12 protein-coding genes and 3 tRNA genes are annotated in these 12,577 nt (G+C 72.2%); 6 read left to right on the forward strand and 9 right to left on the reverse strand.

The window, feature by feature from the left end; translation table 11 throughout:
* The first annotated feature begins 69 nt into the window (after positions 1-69).
* On the forward strand, positions 70-1,095 hold the full coding sequence (locus tag ACL06G_RS18170) for an ABC-2 transporter permease (RefSeq protein WP_412787168.1): 1,026 nt from the start codon (positions 70-72) through the stop codon (positions 1,093-1,095).
* 15 nt (positions 1,096-1,110) lie between these two features.
* Here ACL06G_RS18170 and ACL06G_RS18175 read toward each other — a convergent pair whose 3' ends face one another.
* A complete protein-coding gene (locus ACL06G_RS18175; RefSeq protein ID WP_412836327.1) occupies positions 1,111-1,437 on the reverse strand; it encodes a hypothetical protein in 327 nt (108 codons plus the stop codon).
* Between the two features lie 367 nt (positions 1,438-1,804).
* Here ACL06G_RS18175 and ACL06G_RS18180 point away from each other — a divergent pair, with 367 nt between their 5' ends.
* On the forward strand, positions 1,805-2,608 hold the full coding sequence (locus ACL06G_RS18180) for a VOC family protein (RefSeq protein WP_412836345.1): 804 nt from the start codon (positions 1,805-1,807) through the stop codon (positions 2,606-2,608).
* 28 nt (positions 2,609-2,636) lie between these two features.
* Here the strand turns inward: ACL06G_RS18180 and ACL06G_RS18185 are convergent, their stop codons facing one another.
* The 8 genes from ACL06G_RS18185 to ACL06G_RS18220 all read right to left on the reverse strand — a co-directional run bounded on the left by ACL06G_RS18185 (position 2,637) and on the right by ACL06G_RS18220 (position 10,253).
* Positions 2,637-3,266 (reverse strand): universal stress protein, encoded by a 630-nt coding sequence (locus ACL06G_RS18185; protein WP_412836328.1) that lies wholly within the window; start codon positions 3,264-3,266, stop codon positions 2,637-2,639.
* 159 nt (positions 3,267-3,425) lie between these two features.
* Positions 3,426-6,161: an HAD-IC family P-type ATPase gene (locus tag ACL06G_RS18190; protein ID WP_412836329.1), complete on the reverse strand. Its 2,736-nt coding sequence runs from the start codon at positions 6,159-6,161 to the stop codon at positions 3,426-3,428.
* A complete protein-coding gene (locus ACL06G_RS18195) occupies positions 6,148-6,954 on the reverse strand; it encodes a universal stress protein (protein ID WP_412787171.1) in 807 nt (268 codons plus the stop codon). Before ACL06G_RS18195 ends, ACL06G_RS18190 begins: the two co-directional genes overlap by 14 nt.
* Positions 6,955-7,249: 295 nt before the next feature.
* Complete coding sequence (locus ACL06G_RS18200) at positions 7,250-7,939, reverse strand: histone deacetylase (RefSeq protein WP_412787172.1); 690 nt, start codon at positions 7,937-7,939, stop codon at positions 7,250-7,252.
* 187 nt (positions 7,940-8,126) lie between these two features.
* Positions 8,127-8,200 (reverse strand) — tRNA-Phe (locus tag ACL06G_RS18205).
* Between the two features lie 4 nt (positions 8,201-8,204).
* Positions 8,205-8,279: transfer RNA gene (locus ACL06G_RS18210), tRNA-Asp, on the reverse strand.
* Between the two features lie 41 nt (positions 8,280-8,320).
* Positions 8,321-8,393 (reverse strand) — tRNA-Glu (locus ACL06G_RS18215).
* A 123-nt stretch (positions 8,394-8,516) separates the two neighbouring features.
* A complete protein-coding gene (locus ACL06G_RS18220; protein ID WP_412787173.1) occupies positions 8,517-10,253 on the reverse strand; it encodes a metallophosphoesterase family protein in 1,737 nt (578 codons plus the stop codon).
* A gap of 211 nt (positions 10,254-10,464) precedes the next feature.
* Between ACL06G_RS18220 and ACL06G_RS18225 the strand changes: the two genes are divergently transcribed.
* From ACL06G_RS18225 to ACL06G_RS18240, 4 genes are all read left to right on the forward strand, one after another.
* Complete coding sequence (locus ACL06G_RS18225) at positions 10,465-10,827, forward strand: metallopeptidase family protein (protein ID WP_412787174.1); 363 nt, start codon at positions 10,465-10,467, stop codon at positions 10,825-10,827.
* Positions 10,828-10,835: 8 nt separating this feature from the next.
* Complete coding sequence (locus ACL06G_RS18230; protein WP_412836330.1) at positions 10,836-11,387, forward strand: fluoride efflux transporter FluC; 552 nt, start codon at positions 10,836-10,838, stop codon at positions 11,385-11,387.
* Positions 11,384-11,758, forward strand: coding sequence for a fluoride efflux transporter CrcB (gene crcB / locus ACL06G_RS18235; RefSeq protein ID WP_412787176.1), 375 nt, complete (start codon positions 11,384-11,386; stop codon positions 11,756-11,758). Before ACL06G_RS18230 ends, crcB begins: the two co-directional genes overlap by 4 nt.
* A 121-nt stretch (positions 11,759-11,879) precedes the next feature.
* Entirely contained in the window at positions 11,880-12,485 is a 606-nt protein-coding gene (locus ACL06G_RS18240; RefSeq protein WP_412787177.1) for a hypothetical protein, read from the forward strand.
* Positions 12,486-12,577: the final 92 nt, after the last annotated feature.

Raw genomic sequence — 12,577 nt, forward strand, 5'->3', positions numbered from 1 at the left:
CATTTCCCGGCACCACCGGCACCCGCTCGATGCCGCGATGCACCTTTCCTCCCGTTTACGGTGAGGGCCGTGAGCGCCGCACCGAAGGAAGCCCCGCACCGCTCCTGGACCGCGTTCCGGGAGTCGCCGTTCCTGCCCGCCGTCGTGATCACCCTGCTCGTCGCCGCGGTCGCCGGCATGTTCGCCGGCTCCTACACCTACGCCCTGGCCGACCCCACCCCGCGCCACATCCCCACCGCGGTCGTCGGCGCGGCGGACGACCGCGGCCGCCGCACGGACTTCGTCCGCGGCATGGAGCGCCGGCTCGACTCCTCCCTCGCACTCCGGCGCTACGCCACCTACGCGGCGGCCCGGCAGGCCGTCGAGGCACAGGAGGTGTTCGCCGTCATCCGCCTCTCCCGGGCGAGAGGCGTGGAACTCGACGTGGCGAGCGCCGCCGGCGCCACGGTCGCCGAAGTGCTGCGGCAGGCCGCGCCACGGGTCGGGAAGGAGGCCGGCGTCCCCGTCGTCGTCGTGGACATCAAGCCGCTGCAACGGGGTGACCCGCGGGGCCTCACCCTCTTCTACATCTCACTCGCCGCAGTGATCATCGGCTTCCTCGGCGCCATCCAGCTGAGCATCCACGCCGCTCGCCTCGAACCCCTCGAGCGCACCGTGTTCACCGCGGTCTACGCCGTCCTCGGCGGCTTCGCCATCGCCGCCGTGGTCGACTGGCTGCTGGGCGCGATCGACCTGCCCTTCGCCCACTCCTGGCTGATCCTGGCGCTCACCATGTTCACCGCCGGCATGGTCTTCACCATGTTCCAGACGCTCGTCGGCCGGTGGGCGGTCCTCCCCACCTGGGGCGTCATGGTGCTGCTCGGCAACCCCTCCTCCGGCGGGGCCGTCTCCTGGCCGCTGCTCCCCTCCCCGTTCGGCGTGATCGGTCGCTGGCTGCCGCCGGGAGCCTCGGTGAACGCGCAGCACACGGCCGTGTACTTCCCCGGCAGCCTCTACCTCCAGCCCTACGCCGCCCTCGCGGCATGGGCCGTCGCCTCCTCGGCGGTCTTCTGGGCCTGGCGCCACCGCCACCCCGGTGGACGACCCGACGCGTGAGGACCGGGGTCGGCTTCAGCGGCCCCAGCCCTCACCCGGGGGCTGCTCCGGCCCTCCGGAGGCGTTCCCCGGGAGCAGGTGACGAAAGTCGAACCCGCACGAACGGCACTGCATGACTCCCTTGCGCACGCTGTTGCCGCAGGCGGGACATTCCCGCTTGGCAGGCTTGGTGATCAGCCAGATGACGCCGAGGATGATGTCCCCCAGGGCCCACAGCAGGATGAGAAGGCTTACCCCGATTCCTGTACCGACCTCTCCGGCCTGGCAGTTGGTCAGGGCGTTTCCCGTCTTGCCGCTGCAGTCCGGCCCGGAGTTGGCACCCGCGATGACCAAGATCAGCATGATCAGGTTGAAGGCGAGGATCACCCCAGGTGAAGAACCGCCACCGTGGAAACCAGGTGCGCCCTGTACGCGAGGGCTGTTTACCAGCGCGGGAGTTGTGTCCGGCGGTCATGAGCCTCACCTGCCCAAAGTGATTCGCCCGTCATGGGCGGTATCCCCTCTGTCATGTTCGCCGTCGGCACCTGCATCGGCAACACGGTGAAGAAGCACATGTGGCGGTGCGGTCCGCTCTGCGGAGGGCCTGCGGGAACGGGAGAGCGCGACGTCCTCGCCGCCGTGCGGCACACTCCTGCCGGCCGGAGTGCAGCACCGCAGCCCGGCGGCTAGCGTGATCGGAGGGGCCCGCATGACGGAAGGCGCTGGAGCGATGGCGGTACGAGCCGAAGGCATGCCCTGCTGGGCCGACGCGATGTTCCGCGACGTCGACGCCGCGAAGCGGTTCTACGGCGACGTCCTGGGATGGACCTTCGCCGAACCCGATACGCGGTTCGGCAACTACACGCAGGCGTACGCCGACGGGAAGGCCGTGGCCGCCGTGTCGCCCACCATGCCCGGCATGGAGGGCGGCGAAGCGGCCTGGTGCCTGTACCTGGCGTCGCCCGACGCCGCCGCCACCGCCCAGCGCGTCCGTGCCGGCGGGGGCGAGGTGATCATCGAGCCCATGGAAGTGGGCGACTTCGGTTCGATGGTGCTGGCCCGCGACCCGGGCGGCGTCGTGTTCGGCGTCTGGCAGGCGGGCACGCACCACGGCTTCGAGGCCGCCGGTGTCCCCGGCGCCTACTGCTGGGCCGAGGTCTTCACCCGGCAGCCCGCCAAGGCCGACGCGTTCTTCCCCGGAGTGTTCCGGTACGGGGTGAAACACATCGAGGACAGCTCCTACGACTTCAACGTCTTCACCCTCGACGACGAGCCCGTCCTGGGCCGGATGCACATGACCGAGGACGTCTTCCCGCCCTCCGTCCCGGCCTACCTGAACGTGTACTTCACCGTCCCGGACTGCGACGCCGCGGTGGCGCGCGCGACCGAACGGGGCGGAACCCTGCAGTTCGGCCCGATGGACACGCCGTTCGGCCGGTTCGCCGCCCTCGGCGACCCGCAGGGCGCGCAGTTCTCGGTCATCGACGTGACCACGACCACGGGCGGGATGCCGCGCACTACCGACGTGGTCTGACCTCCCGCGTGGCGCCTCGCTCCCGGGCTCACCCCGGAGCCGCGTCCCCGCGCCCGCCGACCACCAGCACCGGCACGGTGCGCTGACGCACCAGTGCCCGGGCGACGTCGCCGAGCAGCCGACGGGACAGACCTCTCCCGTGGCTGCCGACCACGACGAGGTCCATGTGCTGCTCCTCCGCATAGGCCGTCAGCGCCTGTGCCGGTGGCCCCGAGAGGATGTCGCACTCCGTCACCCGCCCGCCGCTGCGCTCGGCGACCGCCCCCAGGCGGTTCCTGGCCGCGGTGGTGCTGGGTGCCCGTGCGTCCTCGGCCGCGTCGTAACCCACCACCTCCGCCGCGACGAGGGCCTCCGCGTACGGCCCCAGCAGCTCGACGGCCAGGTCCAGTGCGGCCTGCGACGTCTCGGAGCCGTCCACCCCCACCAGCACCCGCAGGCCGCCCGGCCCCCGCGCACCGACCTCCATCCGGGCGAGCGGCCCGACCTGGTGGAGCTGGACCCGCTCGCCGGCGGCGAGGGCGAGGAAAGGCCCGAACACGGCGCCCATCACGAGCCACCCCCAGTGGTGGTAGCCCCGGCGAGCCATCCACCAGGCGGTGATGAGCCCGATCGCGACCCACACCCCCACGACGACGAGGGCGAACACCAGATCACTCATGGTCCGTTTCCCGGGTGGCGGCGGAGGCGGCAGACGTGTGCGTGAGGTGATGCCTGCCACGGTGCGACGCATCGCCCGGCGGTCCCGGTCCGGGACCACCTGTTCGGGGCAACCACGAAGGTGTCCGGGTCGGCGCGCACTCCCGCCGGGGAATCCGGGTCAGACGAAGTGGTGTCGCAGACGCTTGTCGAGAGCCACCACGAGGGTGGCGAGGGCGGCCAGGGCGAAGATTCTCAGCCAGGCACCGCCGCTGATGGGTGCGGTGCGGAAGAGATGGTTCATGGCCGGGAGGTAGGTGAGGGCGAGCTGCCCCGCCGTTTGGGCAAGGATTCCGCCGATGATCCAGCGGTTCCCGAACGGACCGAGACGCCACGCGGACCGGGTCAGCGAGCGGCAACTGAACACATAGAACAGTTCGACCGCGACGAACAGATTCACCGCGGCGGTGCGTGCCTCGGGCAAGGTCGCCCCGGTGTCGCGTTCCCAGGTGAAGAGCCACCAGGAGCCGGCGACGAGCAGGGCGGAGACCAGCAGGACGCGTACGACGAGTGCGCCGGTGAGCAGAGGGCGGGCCGGGTCACGGGGCGGCCGAACCATTACCCCGGCCTCTTTCGGTTCGAACGCGAGCATCAGGCCGAGCGCGACGGCTGTGGTCATGTTGATCCACAGGATCTGCGCGGGCAGGATCGGCAGCGTGGCGCCGAACAGGATGGCGGCCAGAACGACGAGCCCTTCGCCCATATTGGTGGGAAGCGTCCACACGATGAACTTGGTGAGATTGTCGAAGACGCCGCGCCCCTCCTCCACCGCGGCCTCGATGGTGGCGAAGTCGTCATCGGTCAGCACCATGTCGGCGGCGTCCTCGGCGACCTGGGTGCCGGAGCGTCCCATGGCGACGCCGATATCGGCCTGACGCAGGGCAGGAGCGTCGTTGACCCCGTCACCGGTCATGGTGACGATCTGCCCGCGTGCCTGCAGAGCCTGCACCAGGTGGAGTTTCTGCTCGGGCGAGACACGGGCGAAGACACGGGCCCCGTCCACCGCACCGGGATACGCGTGGTCGGACAGTGCCGTGAGTTCGGCCCCTGTCAGTACCTCCCCCTTGCCCGGGCCGGGCTGCTCCAGCAGGCCGATCCGGTCGGCGACGGCGGACGCAGTGACCGCATGATCGCCCGTGATCATCTTGACGGCGATCCCGGCGGAGCGGCAGGCGCGGACCGCGGCGGTCGCGGCCGGACGGGGCGGGTCGAGCATGGCCTGCAGGCCCGTGAAGACCAGGGAGCGGGGAAGAGGCCGCGCGGCGAACGCATCCGGAGCCGCGGACGGCAGGGCCGCCGTGGCCAGCACCCGCAGACCGTCGGAGGCCAGGTCCTCGACGGCTGCCGCAATCGTGCCGCGGTCCAGCGGACGTATACCGCCGTCGACCCCCATCTGTCCCGTGCACAGGTCGAGGATCCGCTCGACAGCGCCCTTGGCCAGCACCAGGTGGCCCCCGCCGGCTTCCCTGTGCAGGGTAGCCATGAACTGCCGCTCGGAACTGAACGGAACCGTGTCCACCCGGGGGCGGCGTTCGGACACGTCGGCCGTGCCCATGCCGCCCTTGCCCGCCACCACACGCATCGCAGCCTCGGTGGGATCACCCACCAGGTCCCACCCGCCGTCCCTGCGGGTGAGGACAGCATCGTTGCAGGCGGCACCCGCCAGCAGGCACCACCACAGCGCCTGGCTCGTACCGGCGGAGACCACAGTGCCGTCGCGGGCGTGCAGTGCACCGTCGGGGGCGTAGCCGACGCCGGTGACGTCGAAGACGGCGTCCGGTGTCCAGACCGAGCGCACCGTCATCTGATTCTCGGTGAGCGTACCGGTCTTGTCCGCGCAGATGACCGTGGTGCTGCCGAGCGTCTCCACGGCGGGCATCCTGCGGACCACCGCTCTGCGTCCGGCCATGCGGGCGACACCGATCGCCAAGGTGATGGTGACCGCCGCGGGAAGCCCCTCGGGGATCGCTCCCACGGCCAGTGCCACAGCAGCCGTGAACGTCCGCACCGCCTCCTGGCCGCGTACCACGCCCGCCGCGAAGGTCACCGCGGCCAGCGCAAGGATGACTACTGTCAGAACCCTGCTGAAGGCGGCAAGTTTGGCGGTGAGCGGCGTTGCCAGCGTCTCTGCGGCCCCCACCAGGCGATGGATCTGCCCCAGTTCGGTCTCCGGCCCGGTCGCGACCACGATCCCCGCCCCACGCCCGGCTGTCACCAGTGTCCCCGAATGCAGCATGTTGCGCCGATCGGCGACCGGAGTCCTCGGGTCCAGCACCACCTCGTCCTTCGGCACGGGTACCGATTCCCCCGTCAACGACGACTCGTCCGTGCGCAACTCCGCCGCCCGGAGCAGTCGCACATCGGCAGGCACCTTGACGCCTGCCTCGACCATCACCAAGTCGCCGGGCACCAGATCGGCTGACGGGACCCGGCGCCTGCGCCCGTCCCGCACCACCGTGGCGGTCGTGCGCACCATCGCACGCAGACCCTCCAGCGCGGCTTCGGCCCTCGACTCCTGCACGAAGCCGATCAACGCGTTCACCAGCACCACGCCGAAGATCACCGTCGAGTCGAGGTATTCACGCAACGCCGCAGTGATCACGCCCGCGATGACCAGGACGTGGACAAGCGGGTGGTGGAACTGTCGCAGAACCCGCCGCAGCAGACCGCCGCTCGACCTCGCGGGCAGAACATTGCGGCCGAAGCGCTCGAGTCGCTCGGCGGCTTCCTCGCCGCCGAGGCCGCGATCGGCATCGCTCTCCCACAGCAACACCGCCTCGTGGGCGGGAAGCCCGTGGTGGTGCGCGCCGGCCGCCGGGCGGCCGGCGCGAGGCCCCGAGGCCTCACCGCCGGACACCGGGTCCCCGCACCACGACGACCGGGCACCGGGCATGATGAAGGACGGCCTGACTGACCGACCCCAGGAGCAGACCGGTGAACCCGCCGCGGCCCCGGGCTCCGACCACGACCAGTCCCGCCTCCGCACTCGCGGCGATCAGCTCCTCGCGAGCACCACCCTGTACCACGGTGTGCTCGACCGGGACATCCGGATACCTCTCCTGCCGTCCGGCGAGCGATGCGGCAGCCGGACGCCTCTCGCCCGCTTCCAGCGCCACGAGGCGCGTGCCGCGCAGGGCGGCCTCCTCGAAAGCAAACCCGACCGCTCCACGGCCGGCGTCCGAACGGTCGAGCCCCAGCAGGACCGGGCCCGCCCCACTGCCCCGTCCCCGGACCACCATGACGGGGCAGCGGCCGTGGGCGGCCAGATGCACCGCTGTCGACCCCAGCAGAAGGCCCAGGAAACCGCCCAGCCCCCGGCTGCCGACCACCACCAGACAAGCCGTCTGCGACCGATGTTCCAGCACTGTCAGTGCCTCGCCCGTCACCAGGGCACCGGTGACGGGAACTTCGGGCGCCACGGAACGTGCGCGATCCACCGCGTCGGCCACCAGCCGCTCCGCAATGTTCCGCAACCCGCCCTCAGCGGGGCCGAGCGGAGACGGGCCGAGCGGCACGTGCATCACGGGCCAGATGAACGCGTGGACCACCTTCAGTCCGCACCCGCGCAGTCGAGCTTCGCCAGCGGCCACCGACACCGCATCCATGCTCGAGGGCGAGCCGTCCACCCCCACCACGACCGGTTCCTCCACGCCAGCCACCCGCTTTCCGCCGCATCACCCGCCGGAGTCAGGTGATGCCGTTGTGCCGTCTCCCCGCGGTACGGCCGACTGCTTCGCCCGCCATCGGCCGTCATGCGTGCAATTCCTCCGCGCGCGAGTGCCCACAGAGTTCCCACGGATTCCGGCGTGCCACGTGTGCAACGGGGCCACCACTCTGTGCGACGCGGCAACGCGGGACCTCCGCGAGGTTCCGCTCCGGCCCTCGGATGACGCCCCTGGGCCCGCCGCGCCGCTCAGCGCCGCCCTTGTGCGATTCCGGGCGCCCTCAGCGCGGGCCCGCGCCCACCCCGTCCGTGATGAGCGCGCACACGGCGTCCGGCGTCCACAGGCCCGCGGCCCCCGGACAGCCCGCCAGATACGCCGCGGTGCGCTCCGCGTCCCAGCCGTGGCCGGTCATCAGCCCGGCGGCCAGGTGCCGCAGGTAGGCCGCCGACGGCGGATTGCCGGGGACGTCGCCGTAGGCCCACGACGAGGTGAACGTCAGGACGGGGTAGCCGTCCAGGGTTCCGGGGCAGACCAGGGTCTCGTAGCGTCCGTGACCGATCACGACCCGTCCGAGGGCTTCCACCCGCTCCAGGTCGAGATCCTCTCCGGGGCTGCGGTGCATCTCCTGGGCGGCGATGTCCGAGAACTGCGAACGGCGCACCAGATAGGCCCGGGCCGGCGCCTCGCCCGGCGTCGCGGCAGGGTCGTAGAAAGCGCAACCGCCGGTCCAGACCGGCGACTCGGTGGCGAAGTACACCACGCCGGGAAGCATCACCGGCAGCGCGCGCATCGGCGCCCGGGCGTCCCGGCAGCCGGGGTAGGTGCGCGCACCGCCCGCGGGCCGCCCGCCCGAGAGGTAGCACTCCAGCCGGGCCCGGTGCATGTTCGAGCCGAACGAGGCGTACCAGACGTAGGAGTCGGCCGCGCGCCCACGCGCCCCGGAGTCGTCCAGGCGTTGCGGGGTGAGCATGACTTCCTCCGTCCGGCGCCCGACACGTCTCACTGCTCAGTGGTCCACCTGCCCGGTGAGCGCCCGACCACTCCCGCAGACGTCCGACGTGTGCGGAGCCGTCCCTCGGCGTACCGGTTGGCGTAAACGGGCAAAGAGAAACGCCCCGACGGTTTCCCATCGGGGCGTTTCTCCTGTTCACGCGGTGTGGCTGGGGCCGGGGTCGAACCGGCGACCTTCCGCTTTTCAGGCGGACGCTCGTACCAACTGAGCTACCCAGCCACAGCGGTCCTGACGGGATTTGAACCCGCGGCCTCCACCTTGACAGGGTGGCGAGCACTCCAAACTGCTCCACAGGACCAAGGTCGTGCATTGCGAGACAAGTCTCGCACAGGTGGTGCGTGCCCCCAACGGGATTCGAACCCGTGCTACCGCCTTGAAAGGGCGGCGTCCTGGGCCACTAGACGATGAGGGCTGATGGCCCACCTGGGCGCTTTGCAGCGCGTCGGGGACGTGAGAAGCATATGGGATGGCGGGACGGAACGCCAAAACGGCGGGGTGGAGGCACGCTCCCGGCGCCGACCGGCCCCGCGGGACCTCATCGGGCCGACTCCCGCGGACTCGGCGGCAGCCCCGGAGAGTCCGGCGAGCCGGGAGTCCCGGGGGACGGCGCCGTGGGGCTCTGCCCGTCCGGCGGTGTGCCGGAGGGAGCCGGAGAGGAAGGAGAGGGAGACGTCGGCGCGGTGCTGGGCCCCCGCGGCTGCACGTCGCCCGGGAGGTGGCGGCTGACCTCGGCCTTCGTGAGTCCCAGGCCGCCGAGCGTGATCGAGTCCCAGGCCTGCAGCCGCCCGGTCCTCTGGTCCAGGTACAGCACCGAGGCCTGCACCTTCTGCGGTTCGTCGTCCTCGACGGCCCGCAGGCCGCCACCGCCCGTCGTACCTTCGACCATGAGCCGGGTGCCTTTCGCGAGGGTCTCGTTGCTGCGCTCGTGGATGTGCCCGGCCAGGGCGAGCGGTACCGTCCCGTCCGTCTCCTCGACCCCCACCGGGTTGTGCATCACCGCGATGTCCACCGGGTTGCCCTGGGCCCGCTGCGTCCGCAGCGAGAACGCCAGTTCGCGCCCGGCCGCCCGTTCCGACGGGTCGCCGGCCGGCACCACCGACCGGTCCGGGGTGAACTGCGGGTCGCCCATCCCGGCGATCCGCAGGCCCGCAACGGTCACCGGCACGCCGTTGTCCAGCACGTACACGTTCTCGCCGAGTCCGGACATGGCCTTCTGCGTCTCGATCGAGTCGTGGTTGCCCCGCACCCACACGTACGGCGCGCCCAGGTTCGGGACGGTCTCCAGGAAGCGGTTCTCGGCGGCCGTGCCGTGGTCCATGGTGTCGCCCGCGTCGATGATCACGTCGATGTCGTACTGCTCCACCAGCGAGCGGATCACGCTCCACGCGATCGGGTTCAGGTGGATGTCGGCGACGTGCAGCACGCGGGTGGTGGAGGGCGACGGCTGGTACGCGGGCAGGGTCGAGGTCGCGTCGTAGAGCTTGGTGACGTTCGTGACCAGCCGGGCCAGCTCTTCCTGATAGGCGCCGAAGTCCGTGACGATGCTCCGGGCGCTGCCGACCACTGAGGGCGCGCTCGCCAGCAGTCCGGAGAACTTCGGTTCGAGGACCGACTTGGGGTTCCATGTCGCCCACGCCGTGGCCCCGGACGCGGCGAGCAGCACCAGCGCCAGTCCGCCCGCGGCGAGTGCCCGGCGGGGCCTGCGGTAGACGACCAGTCCGAGCGCCGTGGCGCCGGTCAGCACCGCCACGCCCGAGCGCAGCACGACGTCGGAGGTGCCCTGCTGCACGTCACGGACGATGGCGCCCTCCAGCCCCTGGATCCGTTCGGGGTGGCTGACCAGCGCAGTCGACCGCACCGGGTCCAGTTGGTCGACGTTCACGTCGAGACGCAGTGGCGCGCGATGGCTCTGCAGCTCCAGGGAGCCGAGCGGCGACACGTTGATCTTCGTGCCGCCGCCGAGTGACGGGCGCAGGGTCATGGTGGTGTCCATCGGGCCGACGGGCGCGCGGACGTTCCCCACCACCAGCAGACCCAGCCAGGCCCCCAGCAGGGTCACCGCGGCCAGGCCCGCCGCCCGCTGCCAGCGGTTGCCGGCCCCGGGAGCGGCCGGTATCGCGGGCGGGAACTGCTGCCGCCGTCCACGGCGGGCCTCCCGGCCCCGGCGGACCCGCGCCGCCGTGCGGCGCAGCGTCCCCGCCGTACGGGACAGGACCGTGCGCGGTGGCGGAGGTGAAGGGTCCGGGCGGTGCCGTGCCTCGCGTGCGGCCATGGAGTCCCCTCTGCCCAGACGTGGGAGATTCATGTGGAACACGGGCATTCAACACCACTCGGTGCGTGCCGGGCGATACCCCCGCAGGGCAGGAGAGGTGCCGACTCGCGGGACGTGTCCGGCGGGCGGACCGTGCCGCCGGCCCCGTGCGCGGGGAGACGCAGGCTGCCGCAGGTGTCGCCGCGGGGCCCCGGTGCACGACAATGGCCCCGTGCTGGAGATGACCCGCGAGGACTTCGAGGAACTGGTGGCGGAGGCGCTCGACCGGATTCCGTCCGAGCTGACCAGGCTCATGGACAACGTGGCGGTCTTCGTCGAGGACGAGCCGCCCGCACACGACCCGGACCTCCTCGGCCTGTACGAGGGCACGCCCCTGACCGAGCGCGGCGAGTGGTACGCGGGAGTGCTGCCGGATCGGATCACCGTCTACCGTGGGCCCACCGTCCGGCTGGTGGAGTCCGAGGGCGGCGACCGCGCCCTGATGGTCGAGGAGGTGGAGGTGACCGTCGTGCACGAGATCGCGCACCACTTCGGCATCGACGACGAACGCCTCCACGCGCTGGGCTACGGGTGAGTGGGCGGGTGCGCGGCCACGGGGCGGACGGCGCCGTCGATCCCGGTGACGAGGAACCCGTCGACCCCGATGTCGACCTCCATCTCCCGCAGCAGCGTGCGGAGACCCTCGGCCACCGCCTGTGGCACGTCCTGGCGGCCGTGGCCTGCGGCGGCGCGCTCGGTGCGCTGGCCCGCCACGGCGTGACCTCCGCGTTCCCTGCGCCGGGACGGTACTTCCCGTGGGGCGTCTTCTCGGCCAACGCGGCCGGGTGCGCCCTCATCGGTGCGGTGACGGTGCTGGTGACCGAGATTCCGCCGGGGCCGGGGCGCGTGCGGGCCCTGATGCGTCACTCCCTGGCCCGGCCGTTCCTCGGTGTGGGAGTGCTGGGCGGGTTCACCACCTTCTCCAGCTACGCACTCGGCGCAGCCCGTCTGCTGGAGGAGGGTCACGCGGCCACGGCCTTCGCCTACCTGGCGGGCATGCCCGCCGCCGCGCTCGTCGCGGTGGCTCTCACCACGCGGGGCGTCCGCAACCTGGTCCGGCGCGGTCCCCTCGCCGCGGAAGGGGAACGACCATGACGTGGCTGTTGGTCGCCGTGGGCGGTGCGGTGGGCGCGCCGCTGCGCTACCTCCTCGACAGAGCGGTGCAGAGCCGGCACGAATCGGACTTTCCGTGGGGCACGTTCACCGTCAACGTGCTCGGCTCGCTGCTGCTCGGCGTCGTGGCGGGCGCCGTACTCGCCGGGGCGGCGGGTTCCGGGGTGCGGGCGCTGCTCGGTACGGGCCTGTGCGGGGCACTCACGACGTACTCCACCTTCTCCTTCGAGACGCTGCGGCTCGCCGAACGCGGACGTGGCGCCTTCGCGGCGGCCAATGTCGTGGCCTCCGTCGTGGCCGGTTTCGCGGCGGTCTCGTTGACGCTCACCCTCACCCGGGACCTCCTCGGCTGACCGCGCCGCGGTGCACAGGAGTGGCACAGCTGCGCCGAACGGCGGCCCTGTCGTGTCCCGAGGCGGTGCGGGCCGTTGCACAGGGCACGCATCCCCCACACCCACACCCGGGAGGCTCCCCGTGCCCCAGCGTGCCGCGGTCCGCCGCGCAGCCCGATCCGCCCCGCTCCGTCTGGCCGCCTGCGCGCTGCTGCTCACCGCGGCGAGTGGGTGCGCGGACGCGGGTCCCGCCGGGAAGGGCGACGTTCCGTCCGGCGACCGCTCGGGCGCGAGTGGCGAGAAGAACCCCGCAGGCAGCAGCGGTGGTGCCGACGGGACGGCCGGACCGTCCGGGAGCCGCGAGGCGGACGGCCGCTCTCCGGGCGACGCCCGCGGGGGTGCGCCGGAGAAGGCGGGGGAGGACCGGCAGGGCAACCGGCCGCAGCGGGGGCCGGACCACGCGGCGGGGGCGGGGGACGGAGCTGCCCGTCCAGGCCCCGGTGCCGAGCAGCCCCCGGACTCCGGCGACGCCGCGGGCGAGCCCGAGGCCGACCCCGGCCCGTCGCCCACGGCCCCGGGCCGCAGCCCCGACGTCTCCGCCTCCCCGCAGGATCCGACTTCCCCGCAGGATCCGCCCGCCTCGTCCGGTGCACCCGAGCCGTCGGCGTCCGACGCCCCGCCCTCCGCCACGCCGGCGCCCGACGACCAGTCGGCCGCGGGAGCACCGGCCTGGGCGCACACCCGGTGAACCGGCGGCCCGCACGCACCTGGTTTGCACCCTGGTGGCGGCGGTGCGTATGCTGGCAGATCGTTTGATCCCATTTCCCCCCGGCGCCACCA

Source organism: Streptomyces callyspongiae (genome assembly GCF_047200695.1).
In the GTDB taxonomy this organism is placed as follows: Bacteria; Actinomycetota; Actinomycetes; order Streptomycetales; family Streptomycetaceae; genus Streptomyces.